The sequence below is a fragment of the Streptomyces sp. NBC_00234 genome, assembly GCF_036195325.1.
Taxonomy (GTDB): Bacteria; Actinomycetota; Actinomycetes; order Streptomycetales; family Streptomycetaceae; genus Streptomyces.
This window is the reverse complement of record NZ_CP108101.1, coordinates 6,737,831-6,753,373: the sequence shown is the minus strand read 5'-3', so window position 1 is coordinate 6,753,373 and position 15,543 is coordinate 6,737,831. Positions and strand designations below refer to the sequence as shown.

Here is a 15,543-nt window from a genome sequence, read left to right as displayed (position 1 = left end):
CCCAGTTGTCGACAACGGCGGCCCCCGAGGCTAGTTTCTATACATGTATAAAAACTCACGTGGGCGACCAGGAGTGGTGCTGGCGGCGGCGGCCGTCGCCCAGTTCGTCTTCGCCCTGGACATGTCGGTGGTCAACGTCGCATTACCCGCGATCCGCACCGCGCTGGGGTTCGCGCCGCTCGGCCTGTCGTGGATCGTGCACGTCTACGCGCTCACCTTCGGCGGACTGCTGCTCCTGGGGGGCCGCGCTTGCGACCTGTACGGTCACCGTCGGCTGTTCGTGGGGGGCCTGGTCGTCTTCGGGCTGTGCTCGCTGGCGGGCGGGCTGGCCCAGGCGCCCTGGCAACTGGTCGCCGCCCGCGCCGGTCAGGGGCTGGGTGCTGCCGCGGCTGCCCCGGCCGCCCTGGGGATGCTCACCACCACCTTCCCCGAGGGCCCTCGGCGTGTCCGGGCGCTCGGAGTGTGGAGCGCGGTGAATGCCGCAGGAGGAGCGCTGGGCGTGCTGGCGGGTGGTTTGCTGACCCAGTACGGGGGCTGGCGCTGGGTCATGCTGGTCAACCTGCCCATCGCGGCGGCGGCTCTCGCGCTGGTTCCGGCAGGCGTGCCCGCCGGAGCGCAGCCCGGGCGGCGCGAGAGGCTGGACCTGCTCGGCGCCGTCCTGGCGACCGGCGGAGTCGGGCTGCTGGTGTTCGGTGTCGTCCGCACCGACGCCCGAGGATGGGGATCCCCGGCCACCGTGGCGACCCTCGCCGCTGCGGCCGCGCTCCTGGCCGCCTTCACCTTCGCCGAATCCAGGGCCCCCGCGCCTCTGCTGCGCCTCGGCCTGTTGCGCAGTCGCTGGGTGGCGGGCGCCAACGTGCTGGTATTCCTGGCCGCGGCCGGGCAGTTCACGGCGTTCTACTTCGTATCCCTGTACATGCAGCAGGTCCTGGGCATGGGTGCCGCCGCGACCGGCGCCGCGTTCCTGCCGTTCTCCGTGAGCCTGGTCGCGGGCACCATCATCGCGACCCGCGTCACCACGACACGTACCCCCCGAGCTGCCCTGGTGCCCGGCGCTCTGCTCGCCGCCGTGGGCCTGGCCTGGCTGGCCTTCATCAGCCCCGGCGGCGGCTTCCTCACCGACGTGCTCGGCCCCTGCGTCATCACCGGGGTCGGCGTCGGACTGGTCCTGGCCCCGGTCGCCGCCGCCGCGACCACCGGCGTCGCCTCCCGCGAGGCCGGCATGGCCTCAGGGCTTTTCAACAGCTCCCGCCAACTCGGCGGCTGCGTCGGCCTGGCCGCCCTGGCCACCATCGCCGCACTCCGCACCGGCCCCGCCACCGACCCCGCGGCCCTCAACGACGGCTACGCCCTGGGACTGGCCGTCTCCGCCGGCCTCTTCGTACTCGCGGCAGTCGTGGCGATCTGGGTGCTGCCCCGACGCCAGGCGGCCCGGCCTGACCCGCGACCCACCGCCCCGGCAAAGAACCGACTGGAAGGAACACCCTCATGACGACGCCCCCCATCGACCTGTTCGCCTCCGCGCTGCAGTTCTGCCCCGACGGCGATGTACGAGCCGCCGAACGGCAGATGACGAGCAGCGACTCCGGCGCCTGGCAGATCGCGACCTTCCACGTGGAGACCGACGCCGACGTCCACGCCGACCACTGGGAGATGCACCCGGAGGCCGAAGAGGCGGTGTGCTGCCTGACTGGCGGCGTCCGCCTCTACTTCCGTGCCACCACGCCCGGCGGCGCCGAGGACATGGTGCGGTTACAGGCAGGCACCGCAGCGATCGTCCCCCGCGGCCGTTGGCACCGCCTGGAACTGGACTCCCCCAGCGACCTGATGTCGATCACCCTTCGCTACGGCACGCGCCTCGAAAAGCGCGCCGACACCCACTGACCGGGCGGTGGCCCGACAGCTCGCTGCCGGGCCACCGCGAGCCTCGCCCCGTCCAGCTCGCGTATGCAACTGGCGCCGGTTGCCCAAGACCCGCCTGGAGGCCCTGGGGAGTGTCCGCAAAGTGTCGTCGTCCACCCGCGGGCCAGACGAGACTTTGCGGACACGTCCTAGTCCTTGCGTCCCGTCGCCGCGACGGTGACGCCGAGGCCGATCATCGTGAGTCCGCCGGCCCCGCCGATCAGGGCGAGTCTCTGCGGCGAGCGGGCGAACCAGTTCCGCGTGGTGGCCGCGGCCACGCCCCACACACTGTCGGAGGCCAGGGCGATGACATTGAAGACCACGCCGAGCAACAGCATCTGGGCGGTGACGTGTCCCTGGCCCCGGTCGACGAACTGCGGGAGCACGGCGGCGAAGAACACGATGGTCTTGGGGTTGGCCACGCCGACCACGAACCCCTCGCCCAAGGTCCGCAGGCTTCCGTGCGTGGGTCCCTCGCCCGTGAACGCCGCATGCAGCGACTTGCGTTGGCGCACCGCCTTGACTCCCAGATACACCAGGTACGCGGCGCCCACGAGCTTCAGGACCGTGAAGGCGAGGATGGACCGCTCCACCAGGGAACCGACCCCCAGGGCCACGGCCACGACGAGTACGTAGGCTCCGAGCGTGTTCCCCACGACCGTGGTCAGTGCGGCCCGGCGACCCTGCGCCAGCGCCCGCCCGATGACGAACAGCACGCTGGGGCCGGGGATCACGATCAGCAGCAACGACATGGCGGCGAAGGCCATGAGTCGGTCGGTAGACACCATGGAGCGCATGTAAGCACGGATACCGCGGAAGCCCGAAGCCTTTTTCCCTGCGGGAGCGGACGCGAGGTCCAGGGCTCTCCTCCGATGTCTCGTTGCAGAGCATGGCAATTCCGTCGCCGCTCCGGCGCCTGTTGCCGTGCTGTCGTCCCACTCCTTAAGGTTCACCTCACAAGTCATCCGATCTCTGGACGCGTGCCAGGGGATCAAGGACGAGCAAAGACGAGGAACCGTTCATGCCGCGCAAGAACACCGCCGCCGACCCGCCCCCGGCCGGGCGGACGCTCCGGTACGACCGTCCCGCGACGGACTGGGAACGCGAGGCGCTTCCCGTCGGCAACGGCGCCCTGGGGGCCATGGTCTTCGGCGGGGTGGCCCGCGAGCGGCTCCAGCTCAACGAGAAGTCGCTGTGGACCGGAGGGCCCGGCAGCAAGGAGGGGTACGACCACGGGAACTGGCCCGGTCCCCGGCCGGACGCGCTCGCCGAGGTACGGCGGATCATCGACGAGCAGGGGGCGATGGACCCCGAGGACGTGGCGCGGCGGCTGGGCAATCCGGCGTACGCGGCCACCGACGGGATCCCCGGCTTCGGCAACTACCAGAACTTCGGCGAACTCGTCCTCGACGTGCCGGATGCGCCCGTCTCCCCCGTCGATTACCGCCGCGGCCTCGACATCGCGGACGCGATGGCCACGGTCACGTACGAGGACAAGGACGAGGACAACGGCGACGGTCAAACCCGGTTCAGCCGTGAGTACTTCGCCAGCCATCCCGCCCAGGTCGTCGTCGGCCGTCTCGCCGCCGACCGGCCGGGCCGGATCTCGTTCACGCTCGGCTTCGCGGCGGCGCAGGGCGGGACGGCCGTCACGGCCGACGGCGGACGGCTGCTGATCCGGGGGGCGCTCGCCGACAACGGCCTCGTGTACGAGGGCCAGGTCCAGGTCCTCCACCGGGGCGGGACCCGGACCGATGACGACGGCCGGATCACGGTGACCGGCGCGGACAGCGCGACGTTCGCCTTCTCCGCGGCAACCGACTACGCCGACAGCCACCCCGGGTACCGGGGCCCCGACCCGCACGCGCGTGTGACGGACGCGGTGGACCGGGCCGCGGCGCAGCCGTACGAGGAGCTGCGGGCCGCCCACATCCGCGACCACCGCGCCCTGTTCGACCGGGCGGGGCTGGACCTCGGCGGGCGGCTGCCGGATCTTCCGACCGACCGGCTGCTCGGCTCCTACACCGGCGGCGACTCCCCCGCCGACCGTGCTCTGGAGTCGCTCTACTTCGCCTACGGCCGGTATCTGCTGATCGCCTCCTCGCGGCCGGGATCGCTCCCCGCGAATCTCCAGGGCGTGTGGAACAACTCCAACACCCCTCCCTGGTGCGGGGATTACCACACCAACATCAACATCCAGATGAACTACTGGCCGGCCGAGCCGACGCATCTCGCGGAGACCGCGGAGCCGTACCAGCGCTTCGTCGAGCAGCTGCGCGAACCGGGGCGCGGCACCGCCGCCGCGATGTTCGGCACCGAGGGCTGGGTGGTCCACCAGAACACCAACTCCTTCGGCTTCACCGGTGTGCACGACTGGCCGACGTCCTTCTGGATGCCCGAGGCGAACGGCTGGCTCGCCCAACAGCTCTACGAGCACTACCTGTTCCACCGCGACGAGGACTTCCTCCGCAGGCGCGCCTATCCCGTGATGAAGGAGGCGGCCCGCTTCTGGCTGGCGAATCTGCACACCGACCCGCGCGACTCGGCTCTGGTGGTCTCGCCGAGCTACTCGCCCGAGCAGGGAGCGTTCACGGCCGGTGCGTCGATCTCCCAGCAGATCGTCTCCGACCTGCTGACGAACACCCTCGAAGCGGCCGAAGTCCTCGGTGACGAGGGCGCGTTCGGTACGGAGCTGAGGGCGGCGCTCGACGCCCTGGACCCGGGGCTGCGGGTCGGCTCCTGGGGCCAGCTCCAGGAGTGGAAGGCCGACCTCGACGACCCGTCCGACACCCACCGGCACGCCTCGCACCTCTTCGCCCTGCATCCGGGCCGGCAGATCGAGCGGGGTTCGGCCCACGCGGAGGCGGCCCGGGTCTCGCTCATGGCACGCGGCGACGGGGGCACCGGCTGGTCCAAGGCGTGGAAGATCAACTTCTGGGCACGGCTGGGCGACGGCGACCATGCCGCGCGGATGCTCGCGGAACAGCTGACGTCGAGCACCCTGCCCAACCTCTGGGACACCCATCCGCCGTTCCAGATCGACGGCAACTTCGGTGCCACGGCCGGAATCGCGGAGATGCTCCTCCAGAGCCACAGCCGCGACGGTCTCGTGGAGGTCCTGCCCGCGCTGCCCGGACGCTGGGCGGACGCCGGTTCGTTCGACGGGCTGCGCGCACGCGGCGACTTCACCGTCGGGGCGGCATGGCGGGAGGGCGTGGCGACGGAGATCCGGATCGCGTCGGGCAGCGGGGTGACGGTGAAGCTGCGCAGTCCGCGCTTCGGCCCTCGCTTCCGCGTGGAGCGGCACGACGGGCGGTCCGTCGAGCGGTCCGCCGGGCAGTCCGCCGGGCAGTCCGCCGGGCAGCAGTCCGACGGGCGGTCCGTCGAACACGTGGTGCGGGACGGTGTGCTGATCCTGCCGACCCGTGCGGGCGAGGAGTACCGGATCACCGATCAGGCGGTGTGACCCGGCCGTTCGTGCCGTCAGTCCTCGGGGGCGGGCGGCACGAACTCGCACCAGACGGCCTTGCCGTCGCCCCTCGGCTCGACGCCCCAGCGATCGGCCACCGCCTCGACCATCATCAGCCCTCGCCCGGAGGTCGCCGCCTCACCCGGCGTACGCCGGTGCGGCCGGGCGCTGGACCGGTCGTTGACCCAGAGCCTGACCCGCCGGTCGGGCTCCAGCAGGACCTCCAGGGTGACGACGGCGCCGCCCTCCGTGTGCATGAGGACGTTCCCCAGCAGCTCGCCCGCCGCCACCTCCACGTCGTCGGCGAGCGCGCCCAGCCCCCAGTGCTCAAGGCTGTGCCGCAGGGAGGCGCGGGCCTCCGCCAGCCCCTCGGGGTCCGCCTGGTGGATGTACTGGTGGATGCGCGGCGCCTGCGCCGTCCCCACGTCCGGGGTCCTGCGCAGGACCAGGAGGGCGATGTCGTCCGCCGATTTCGCCCGCCCCCACAGCCCCTCGGTCACATGGTCGGCGAGGGCCGCCGCCTCCGCCGGGCCGGTGCGCACGGCCTCGGCCAGGGCGTCGAGACCCACCTCGATGTCGAGTCCGGGCTCCTCCACGAGCCCGTCGGTGCACAGGACCAGGGTCTCGCCGGGCACCAGGTCGAGACGCGTCTCGGGGTACTCGTCCTCCCCGAACACCGTCGCCAGCCCCAGCGGAAGCCCGCCCCGCAGCCGCGGCCAGCCGATCCGGCCGTCGGTGTGCCGGACCATCGGCCCCAGATGACCCGCCCGTACCGCCTTCACCGCACCCGAGCCGAGGTCCACCTGTGCGTACGTACAGGTCGCGAAGCGCTCGGTGTCGAGTTCGGCCAGGAAGCGTGAGGCGCGGGCCAGGACGGTGGACGGGGGGTGCCCCTCGCCCGCGTAGGCGCGCAGCGCGATGCGGAGCTGTCCCATGATCGCCGCGGCGTGGGTGTCGTGCCCCTGCACGTCCCCGACGACGATGCCGATGCGCCCGCGCGGCAGCAGGATCACGTCGTACCAGTCGCCGCCGACGTCCCTGCCGCTCCACGCCGTCCGGTAGCGCACCGCGATGTCGGCGCCCTCGACGTCCGGGATGTGGCGCGGAAGCATCGAGGACTGGAGGTCGGTCGCGAACTTCCGCTCCTCGTCGAAGAGGATGGCCCGCTGGAGGGACTGACCGACGATGCCCGCGAGGCCGATGCAGAGGTTCCGGTCCTCGGCCGAGAACTCGGTGCGGTCGCGGAAGAAGAGTCCCAGCCCGCCGATGGAACGTGCCTGGGCGACCAGGGGCAGGAACGCCGCCGCGTCGAGGCGGCGCCGCCGGATGTAGGGGCCGAGGCGCGGGAAGCGGTCGGCCAGCTCGGGCAGGGAGGCCACGAAGCGCGGTTGCTGGGTGAGGACGGCTTCGGCGAGCGGCAGGGAGTGGTCCGCGTCGGAGAGCGCGAATTCGGCGAGGACCGACACCGGCTCGCCCGCGAGGCCGACGAGCTTGAGCCGGCTCCCTTCCACCAGCCCCAGCACCAGGCCGTCGGCGCCGAAGCGCTCCATTCCGCCGGTGCCCGTCAGTACGGCGGTGACGTCCTCGACGGTCACCGCCTGCGAGAGCGCCTCCGTGGTGCCCTGGACCATCGCGCTCATACGCTGCCGGCCCGCTTCGAGCGGGCTGACCACGCTGAACTCGGCGAGGTCCGTCGTCGCGTTCCGTACGATGCCGAGCACGCGAAAAGGGACGCCGTCCTCGTCGCGGACGATACGGCCGCGTACGTGCGTCCACTGCCGGATGCCGTCGCGGCGCCGGATCTGGAAGTAGCCGCCGTAGGACGAACGCCCCGCGTCGACCGCCTTGCGCAGCCCCGTTTCGAGCCGGGCGCACTCCTCCGGGGGGACCCGCAGGACCAGCGAGTCGGACCTGCCGTCGAACTCGCCCGGGCGCAGGTCGAAGACGGCCAGGCCCCCGTCGTCGAACACGAGCGTGGACCGTTCCAGATCCCAGTCGAACGTGCCCATGCGGTTGAGGGCCAGCCGCTCGTCGGCACCGACTTCCGGTCGATCACGTGCTGCCATGCGTACGCTCCGCAGGGGCCGGTATCACCGTGGCTGCTGCTTCAGTGCTGTCCCGAGCATAACTTTGCGGGATGCCTCCCGCATGGCCGCCGCAAGGACGGCGCACCACCGCCGCCGCCGTCACTTGGTGCGGCGGCGGAACACATAGCCACCGATCAGCCCGCCGGCGAGGAAGACTCCCAGCAGCGCGAGCCACAGCGGCATCGTGACCTCGGGAATCCACAGACGGATGGTGATGTCCTGGGTGTTCACACAGATGAAGACGATGGCCAGCACGGCCACGACGATGACGGCGATCCGTCCGGGAGTGAGCATGCCCTTGGCGGTCTTCCCGCCGCTCGATACGTCCTTGGGGCTCATGGTCCGGCCTTTCGCTGGATCCTCGTCTGCAGCACCCCGATGCCGCCCCCGGCTCCCAGGATGTCTCCATACCGGGTCCGAGGGCGGGCGGGATACGGCCATTCGAGTGAAAGACCTGAGGGTGGTCAGCCTGCCGGAACCACCGGAAGTTCCAGTACACCGGTGTCCTCGGGGGCGCTGACGACCGTCACGGGCTTGATGCCCCGGTTGCCGAAGTACGCGGTGTCGCTCGCCGCGATCGCGAACTCGATCCGGTGCCCCGTCGCGTACCGGTGCACGATGCCCGGCAGGTCCACCGTGAAGGGGCGGGTGACGTCGGGGACCCGCACCGGCGAGACCAGGCGGTTCACCAGTTTCCTGGTGCCGTCCGGTGCCACGTCGTAGACCTTCGCGAAGAGGACCAGCTTGTCGGAGGCGTCCCTGCTGTTCTGGACGCGTTCGGTCGCGGGCGACACGACCTTCAGGGTGGCCTTCGGGGCTCCGACGACGTCGACGGGGGCGGTCAGCGGGGCGCTGGTCCAGCCGAGATAGGTGCCCTTGGTGTCGTACGGCGCGGGGTCGGGCAGCCCGATCAGGCCGGCCAGCGAGCTCTCGGAGTGACTGGTCGGTACCAGCCAGTTGCTGTACTGGCGGCTGCCCCGGGCGACCTTGGAGCGGTTGTCGACCAGCTTGCCGTCGCCGGAGAGGTACATCTTCTGCGAGAGGGCCGGCACGGCTCCCGCGGTGCCGTAGCCGCTCTGCCAGTCGCGGTAGTAGGAGAACTCGGGCCCGGTGTCGGTGTCCTTCTTCTGGAGGTAGCGGTCGAACCAGGCGAGCACGCGCTGCCCGACGTAGCTGGTCTCCAGATTCCCTTCGCCGAGGTTCAGCTCCCCGGGCACCTGACCGCCGCTGTGCCCCCACGACTGCCAGATCATCTTCGTCGTGGTGCCCTGCGCCTTGAGCGTCTTGTACGTGGCGGTGGCCTCGTTGAGGTTGAACAGGCTGTCGGCCTGGCCCTGCACGAGGAGGGTCGGTGCCTCGACGCGGCCGAGGTAGGAGGCCGGCGAGACGCTGCGGGCGTAGGCGAGCATCGCGTCCGCCTCGTCCCTGGGATAGCGACCGGAGTTCAGCAGCCGGATGGTGTCGCAGGCCCGCGCCGCGAAGTGGAGGCAGGTGAGGTTGCCGAATCTGGACGGGTCGAGGCTCGGGTTGAGGAGGGGCTGCCCCTCCCCCATCAGGTAGAAGCCGTTGGTCCACTGCCACTTGAAGACACCGGGGGTGTCGGACGAGACGCCCTGCCGCGCCCCCGTGTTGTTCGGGGCGAGCGCGTATCCCAGGTCGTTCCAGGTGATGAGCGGGACGAGCGCGTCGACCCGGCGGTCGACCGCGGCGGTGGCCATCTGGACCGCCCCGCCGTACGAGCCGCCGATCATGCCGACGCGTGGATCGCCCGCGCCGTCCTTGGTGACGTAGTCGGCCTCGGTGCCGTCGTCGGCGGCGCGGGTCCCGGCCAGGAAGTCGAGGAGGCCGGAGGCGGCCTTTCCGTCGACGGCCGGGTCGTCGAGGGTGATGAGACAGCCCGACTTGCCGAAGCCGAGCCCCGAGTAGACGAGACCGACGTAGCCGCGGGCGGCGAACGCCTTGCCGATGGCGTCCGTCGACCCGTCGGACTTGCTGCCGCCGAAGCCGTTGGTGGCGAGGACGGCGGGGGCGGGATGTGCGGCGTCGACCCCTTCGGGACGGTAGAGGTCCGCGTCGACGGTGCAGGCGCGGTCGCCCGCCCGGACGGTGAACTTCAGCGGGGTGACGGTGTACTGCACCGTCTCCGCCTGGGCCGGGCCCGCGAAGGCGAGGGGGGCGGCCAGCGCAGCCCCGGCCGCGAGGACGAGTGGTTGACGCAACCTGGAGACAGCACGTGACACGAAGACCTCCACACCGAGGGCACCTTACCGACCGGTAAGTACCGGGCCGCGCTCATGCTGTGACAGGTGTCATAGGTGTGTCAACGCTCCGGACAGCGTTTCCTGAATGTTGCTCAACTTCTGCACGAGTCGGGGGAATTCAGACGAGAGCGGGCACCTCGACAGTGAGGGTGCACCGGCCGCCGTCCGCCGGCGCGTCCAGCACGGCGGGCACGCCGAGCGGAATCGTCAGCGCCGTCGGGCTGTGGCCGAATCCCAGCTCCTCGACCACCGGTATGCCCAGCCCACCGAGCCGGTCGGCCAGCACGGCCCGCACCTCCTCGTACGGTCCGCAGTTCTCCCAGGACCCGCAGGCCACCCCGGAGATGCCGTCGAGGGCGCCGGTACGCAGCAGTTGGGTGAGGATGCGGTCGATCCTGTACGGGTCCTCTCCGACGTCCTCCATCACCAGCAGCCCGCCCCGGGCCGACCTCCTGGCGTGCGCGGCACCGATGTCGGCGGCGAGCAGGCTGACGCAGCCGCCGTACGTGATACCTGCGGCTCGGCCCGGGACCAGCGCCCCGGCCGAGTCCAGGCCGAGGACACGTACCGAGTCCGGCTCGAAGAGCGTGGCCCGCAAGGACTCCTGGGTCGCCGCGTCCTTGAGGAAGGTCTCGGTCGCGACCATCGGGCCGTGCAGGGTGGAGATCCCCGTCCGCACGGCGAACGCCTCGTGCAGTGCGGTGATGTCGCTGTAGCCGACGAACACCTTGGGCCCGGCCGCCCGCATGGCATTCCAGTCCAGGAGGTCGACCATGCGGTGGGCTCCGTACCCTCCCCGGGCGCACAGCACGGCGTCCACCGAGGGGTCGCACCACGCGTCCTGGAGGTCCCGGGCGCGCGCCTCGTCCGTACCGGCGAGATAGTCCAGCTCCGGGTGCGCGTCCAGGACATGGGGCGCCACCACGGGTTCCAGGTCCCAGCCGCGCAGCAGGTCGAGACCGGCTTCCAGCCGCTCGGCGGGCACGGGTCCGGCAGGCGCCACGACGGCGACCCGGGCGCCCGGGCGGAGCCGGGCCGGCCGGGTGAGGGGCTTGATCGTCACTTCGTCAGCTCCAGTCGCGGTACGTCGGGACGATCGATACCGAAGGTCTGTGCGTACAGGGAGAGTTCGGCCTCCAACGCGCGGACCAGGGTGTCCACGCGCCGGAAGCCGTGGCTTTCCCCTTCGAAGGCGAGGTACGCGTGCGGGATACCGCGGCCTTCGAGTTCGGTCAGGAACCGCTCGCACTGCACGGGCGGGCAGATCACGTCGTCGAGCCCCTGGAGCAGCAGGAACGGGGCGGTGAGCCGGCCGGTGAGGTACATCGGCGAACGCTCGCGGTAGCGCTCCGGTACCTCGTCGATGAGTCCGACCAGGGACTCCAGGTACTGCGACTCGAAGTCGTGGGTCTCGCCGGTGGCCCAGCCCGCCAGATCGAGGATCGGGTACATGATCGTCCCGCAGGCGTAGACGTCCGTGCCGGTCAGGGAGGCGGCCGTGGTCCAGCCGCCCGCGCTGCCGCCGCGCACGGCCAGCCGGTCGCGGTCGGCCGCGCCCTCGGCGGCCAGGGCCTCCGCCACGGCGGCACAGTCCTCGACGTCCACGACGCCCCACTGCTCGCGGAGCCGTTCGCGGTAGGCACGGCCGTAGCCGGTGGAGCCGCCGTAGTTGACCACGGCGACTCCGATGCCGCGGGAGGTGAAGTAGGCGATCTCCAGGTCGAGCACGAGCGGGGCGTGCCCGGTGGGGCCGCCGTGCGCCCAGATCACGTAGGGGGCCTTCTCGCCCTCGGGGCCGACGTGGGAGGGGTGGTGCGGCGGGTGGACGTGGGCGTGGATCTCGCGCCCGTCCGGACCGGTGAAGGTGCGCTCCTGCGGCCGGGAGTAGTACCCGGGATCGACGGCGTCACGGTGGTGCGCGCCGATGATCCGGGTGTGCCCGTCGGCGGTGTCCAGTTCCACCACCTCGGCGGCGGTGTGCGGGCTCGCGGCGATACCGATGACGCGGGTGTCCTGCACGGCGAGCGTCTCGGCCCAGGCGGTCCAGGGGCCCGCCACATCGGCGAGTTCGCCGGTCTCGGGGTCGAGCACCCCGAGCCGGGTGGTGCCCTTGCCGTGGATGACGGCGATCAGCCCGTTGTCCAGGAGCCGGAACCAGCGCAGCCCGATCCGCCACATGGGGCCGCCGAACTCCTCGCTCCGGCCGCCGCAGAGCCTGCTGCTCGGTACGACGGCGCCCTCAGGGGCGTCCGGGCGGATCCGCTGGAGCTCCCACCAGCCGCTGACGTCGGAGACGAAGAGCAGGGAGCCGTCCCGGTCCCATTCGACCTGGCAGACGGATTCGTCGATGTCGCCGACGAGCGGGTGCACTCCGGTGAAGGTGTCCTCGTCGGTGATGTCCGCGACCATCGCCACGGTGCCGTCCCACGGCATCTGCGGGTGGTCCCAGGCGATCCACGCGGCCCGGCGCCGGTCGTGCGAGATCTTGGGCCCGGTGACGAACCGGTGCCGGTCGTCGGAGAGCTCCCGCACCCTGCTCCGGTCGTCGGCGGCCGTTCCGTCCAGCGGCACGGCGACGATCACCCGGCGCACGTCGGTGGGCGAGTCGCCGGTGAACTCCTCCATGACGCACCAGACTTCGCCCTGCGCGCCGCTCTCCGTGCGGACCGGGCGGAGCTGCGGGTCGGCCCAGCGCAGCCCGTCTCCGACGTCGGAGACGGGAGTGAGCGGCCAGGGGGCGCGGGAGCTGTCCGGTTCGAAGGCGTACAGCCGCTGGTCGTCGAAGTGGACGAAGACGATCAGCGGGCCGCCCTCGGAGCGCTCGGCGCCCGCCCACGGCTGTCCGCCGTACTCGATGACGCGGCTGCGGGCGTTCCAGGGTGCGGGCAGCGCGGGCTCGGTGGTGCCGTCCGCGCGGCAGCGCACCAGGGCGCGGCGGCCTCCCTCGGCCGGCCGCGGTTCCGTCCACCACACCTCGTCGCCGACGGTGGCGACGAACTCCGGGCGGCCGTCGTGCGAGGCGGCGAGTGCCGCGTCGATCGGTGACGGCCAGGTTCCGTAGGGCGCAGTAGTGACCATGTGAAATCCCCCCGTGTCGGGTCAGGCGGTACGCAGGTAGTGGTCGAGGACCCGGACGCCGAAGTGCAGGGCGTCGACCGGGACGCGCTCGTCGACGCCGTGGAACAGCGCCTGGTAGTCGAAGCCGACGGGCAGCTTCAGGGGCGAGAAGCCGTATCCGGTGATGCCGAGCCGGGAGAACTGCTTGGCGTCGGTGCCGCCCGACATGCAGTAGGGCACGGCATGGCCGTCCGGGTCGAAGCGTTCGACGGCGGCGCGCAGTTTGGCGAACGTGGGCGAGTCGACCGGGGCCTGGAGCGGGACCTCGCGGTGGTGGAACTCCCAGGAGACGCCGGGCCCGGTCAGCCGGTCCAGGGTCTCGTGGAACTCGTCCTCGCCGCCGGGCAGCATCCGGCCGTCGATGTAGGCCGTGGCCCGGCCCGGGATCACGTTGACCTTGTAACCGGCGTCCAGCATCGTCGGGTTGCTGCTGTTGCGGACGGTCGGCTCGACCAGGGCGGCGGCCGGTCCCAGCTTGCCCAGCAGTTCGTCGACGTCGAATCCGGGCGCCTCGGTGTCGACGGGGATGCCGTGCAGCGCGGCGATCTCGGTGAGCGCCGCCCGGACGGTCGGGGTGAGCCTCACCGGCCACGGGTGCGTCCCGATCCGGGCGACGGCCGAGGCGAGCTTGGTCACGGCGTTGTTCCGGTTGACCTTGGAGCCGTGTCCGGCCTTGCCCTCGGCGGTCAGCTTGAGCCATGCGGTGCCGCGTTCGCCCGCCGCGATGGGATAGAGGGACATGCCCTCGCCCGCGTGGAAGGTGAAGGCGCCGGATTCGCTGATGCCCTCGGTGCAGCCGTCGAAGAGAGCGGCGTGACGCTCGACGAGGAAACCGGAGCCGTCCTCGGCGCTGGCCTCCTCGTCGGCGGTGTACGCGATGACGATGTCGCGGCGGGGCCGGACCCCGGCGCGGGCCCAGGCGCGGACGACGGAGAGGACCATCGCGTCCATGTTCTTCATGTCGACGGCCCCGCGGCCCCAGACGACGCCGTCGCGCACCTCGCCGGAGAAGGGGTGCACGCTCCAGTCGGCGCTCTCGGCCGGCACGACGTCGAGGTGCCCGTGCACGAGAAGGGCGTCGGCGGACGGGTCGGTGCCCTCGATACGGGCGACCACGTTGGTACGTCCGGGGGTGCGCTCCAGGAGGGCCGGTTCCAGGCCGGCCGCCGCCAGCCGCTCGGCCACGTACTCGGCCGCCGGGCGCTCCTGGCAGCTGCCGTCGCCCCGGTTGGTGGTGTCGATCCGGATCAGTTCGGAGGTGAACGTCACCGATTCGTCGAGTGCCTGCTCGTCCACCGGACCGAGCGGGCCGGTCGCCTCAGCCATATTGTTCCTCCACGGCGGACGACACGATCGTCGTGACCGCCTTGAACGTGCGAATTCCTTCGTACATCGTGCCGCTGGTGTACGCGACACGGCGCTCACCACTGGGCGCCACGCCGGGCACCACGGTGGCGGCTGCCGCCAGATGCTCGGCGTCGAACTCCAGCTCCACCGTGAAGGAGCCGCCCGTCACGGGGTCGTGACGCACGGCGAGCGCGGTGGAGTCCTTGGCTGCGGCCCGGATGTCGGCGGCGGTACGGGCGGGTGTGCGGCACACCGCCGCGTACCGCGACACGTAGTCCTTCACCGCGACCTTGCGGGCCCCGGGCGCGTATCCGTCGGCGTCGACGCAGGTCAGGTCGTCCCCGGTGACGAGGACGACGGGCACCCCGTACTCGGCGGCGACGTGTGCGTTGAGCAGTCCCTCGCTCGCGCGGACCCCGTTGAGCCAGACGCCGGTGATCGAGTTGGCGAGGTAGGTGTGGGCGAGCACGCCCTCCGTGCCGGCGCCGGTGTGATAGCCGACGAAGGCGACGGCGTCCACGTCCCCGTGCTGGATGCCTTCGACCATGGAGAGGGACTTGTGCCTGCCGGTGAGCATCTGCACCCGCTCGTCGAGCCGCTCCAGGAGCAGATTGCGCATGCTCCAGTGGGCTTCGTTGACGAGCACCTCGTCGGCGCCCCCGTCGTAGAACCCGAGGGCCGCCGCGTTCACGTCGGAGGTGAACAGGGAGCGGCACCGCTCCCACTGCGGAGTTCCGGGCAGCACATCGGCGGGCCACGTCACTCCCGTGGCGCCCTCCATGTCCGCGCTGATGAGGATCTTCATCGGCGTCACGTTACGCGTCGGCGCACGGCCGGACCAGAACCCCGAAGACGTTTAATGGTCCAGTCCACTGAATGGTCCTCTTCACTCGCGTGCCGGCTACTCCGTGAACGGTTCCCCCTCCACGTCGCCCCACTCGAAGACGAACGCACCTCTTTCCCGGTCGGCCCTGACCACGATGCCGGGGTCCGGTGCGTCGAGCTGCTCGCGGAGCCATCCCGCCATGCACACACCGGCGACCTCGGGCTTGTAGTCGGCCAGGGGGTAGACGAGGCCGTGGACCTGGATCCCGACACCACCGGGGTACGCCTCAGCCAGCTGCCGTCGCATCAGCGAAGCACCGAAGGCGAGCCACGCGAGGTCCTTCCAATAGATTCCGGCCGGCGGCAGCGCGAGCCAGACGCCGCCCCACACCGTCGTGCTGCGCTCGGGCGGAGCCTCCGCCACGACGAGCTCGGCCTCCAGATCGGCCGCCAGGCCGCCCAGGTGATGCCCCCACTTACGGAACGCGAACGTACTTCTCACCGTGCCTCCGAACGACGTGCGGCCGTCGGCCGT

Annotated in this window: 12 protein-coding genes; 3 read left to right on the top strand and 9 right to left on the bottom strand. The window is 71.4% G+C overall.

The window, feature by feature from the left end; genetic code table 11:
* Positions 1 to 43: 43 nt before the first annotated feature.
* Both OG230_RS29660 and OG230_RS29655 read left to right on the top strand, forming a co-directional pair.
* Positions 44 to 1,492 (top strand): MFS transporter, encoded by a 1,449-nt coding sequence (locus OG230_RS29660; RefSeq protein WP_328906802.1) that lies wholly within the window; start codon positions 44 to 46, stop codon positions 1,490 to 1,492.
* Entirely contained in the window at positions 1,489 to 1,884 is a 396-nt protein-coding gene (locus tag OG230_RS29655; RefSeq protein ID WP_328906801.1) for a cupin, read from the top strand. Before OG230_RS29660 ends, OG230_RS29655 begins: the two co-directional genes overlap by 4 nt.
* 167 nt (positions 1,885 to 2,051) lie before the next feature.
* Here OG230_RS29655 and OG230_RS29650 read toward each other — a convergent pair whose 3' ends face one another.
* Positions 2,052 to 2,690 (bottom strand): LysE family translocator, encoded by a 639-nt coding sequence (locus OG230_RS29650; protein ID WP_328906800.1) that lies wholly within the window; start codon positions 2,688 to 2,690, stop codon positions 2,052 to 2,054.
* Positions 2,691 to 2,923: 233 nt separating this feature from the next.
* Here OG230_RS29650 and OG230_RS29645 point away from each other — a divergent pair, with 233 nt between their 5' ends.
* Complete coding sequence (locus tag OG230_RS29645; protein WP_328906799.1) at positions 2,924 to 5,368, top strand: glycoside hydrolase family 95 protein; 2,445 nt, start codon at positions 2,924 to 2,926, stop codon at positions 5,366 to 5,368.
* 17 nt (positions 5,369 to 5,385) lie between these two features.
* On the opposite strand, the gene OG230_RS29640 is transcribed toward OG230_RS29645, so the two are convergent.
* The 8 genes from OG230_RS29640 to OG230_RS29605 all read right to left on the bottom strand — a co-directional run bounded on the left by OG230_RS29640 (position 5,386) and on the right by OG230_RS29605 (position 15,510).
* On the bottom strand, positions 5,386 to 7,437 hold the full coding sequence (locus OG230_RS29640; protein WP_328906798.1) for a SpoIIE family protein phosphatase: 2,052 nt from the start codon (positions 7,435 to 7,437) through the stop codon (positions 5,386 to 5,388).
* Positions 7,438 to 7,557: 120 nt separating this feature from the next.
* Entirely contained in the window at positions 7,558 to 7,797 is a 240-nt protein-coding gene (locus OG230_RS29635; protein WP_328906797.1) for a LapA family protein, read from the bottom strand.
* Positions 7,798 to 7,922: 125 nt separating this feature from the next.
* Positions 7,923 to 9,677, bottom strand: a complete 1,755-nt coding sequence (locus OG230_RS29630; protein ID WP_328911577.1) for a CocE/NonD family hydrolase — start codon at positions 9,675 to 9,677, stop codon at positions 7,923 to 7,925.
* A 160-nt stretch (positions 9,678 to 9,837) separates the two neighbouring features.
* Entirely contained in the window at positions 9,838 to 10,782 is a 945-nt protein-coding gene (locus tag OG230_RS29625; protein WP_328906796.1) for a S66 peptidase family protein, read from the bottom strand.
* The gene (locus tag OG230_RS29620; protein ID WP_328906795.1) at positions 10,779 to 12,797 is read right to left on the bottom strand and encodes a prolyl oligopeptidase family serine peptidase; all 2,019 of its coding nucleotides are present in this window, start codon (positions 12,795 to 12,797) and stop codon (positions 10,779 to 10,781) included. Before OG230_RS29620 ends, OG230_RS29625 begins: the two co-directional genes overlap by 4 nt.
* 21 nt (positions 12,798 to 12,818) lie before the next feature.
* A complete protein-coding gene (locus tag OG230_RS29615) occupies positions 12,819 to 14,162 on the bottom strand; it encodes a M20/M25/M40 family metallo-hydrolase (protein WP_328906794.1) in 1,344 nt (447 codons plus the stop codon).
* Positions 14,155 to 14,988, bottom strand: coding sequence for a M55 family metallopeptidase (locus OG230_RS29610; RefSeq protein WP_328906793.1), 834 nt, complete (start codon positions 14,986 to 14,988; stop codon positions 14,155 to 14,157). The genes OG230_RS29615 and OG230_RS29610 overlap by 8 nt, the downstream gene beginning before the upstream one ends.
* Positions 14,989 to 15,084: 96 nt before the next feature.
* The gene (locus tag OG230_RS29605) at positions 15,085 to 15,510 is read right to left on the bottom strand and encodes a hypothetical protein (protein WP_328906792.1); all 426 of its coding nucleotides are present in this window, start codon (positions 15,508 to 15,510) and stop codon (positions 15,085 to 15,087) included.
* Positions 15,511 to 15,543: the final 33 nt, after the last annotated feature.

Bases quoted from the DNA above. Each gene is read 5' to 3' on its own strand.
- OG230_RS29660 (WP_328906802.1), top strand. From the start codon at position 44: ATGTATAAAAACTCACGTGGGCGACCAGGAGTGGTGCTGGCGGCGGCG.
- OG230_RS29615 (WP_328906794.1), bottom strand. From the start codon at position 14,162: ATGGCTGAGGCGACCGGCCCGCTCGGTCCGGTGGACGAGCAGGCACTC.
- OG230_RS29650 (WP_328906800.1), bottom strand. From the start codon at position 2,690: ATGGTGTCTACCGACCGACTCATGGCCTTCGCCGCCATGTCGTTGCTG.
- OG230_RS29655 (WP_328906801.1), top strand. From the start codon at position 1,489: ATGACGACGCCCCCCATCGACCTGTTCGCCTCCGCGCTGCAGTTCTGC.
- OG230_RS29610 (WP_328906793.1), bottom strand. From the start codon at position 14,988: ATGAAGATCCTCATCAGCGCGGACATGGAGGGCGCCACGGGAGTGACG.
- OG230_RS29635 (WP_328906797.1), bottom strand. From the start codon at position 7,797: ATGAGCCCCAAGGACGTATCGAGCGGCGGGAAGACCGCCAAGGGCATG.
- OG230_RS29620 (WP_328906795.1), bottom strand. From the start codon at position 12,797: ATGGTCACTACTGCGCCCTACGGAACCTGGCCGTCACCGATCGACGCG.
- OG230_RS29640 (WP_328906798.1), bottom strand. From the start codon at position 7,437: ATGGCAGCACGTGATCGACCGGAAGTCGGTGCCGACGAGCGGCTGGCC.
- OG230_RS29645 (WP_328906799.1), top strand. From the start codon at position 2,924: ATGCCGCGCAAGAACACCGCCGCCGACCCGCCCCCGGCCGGGCGGACG.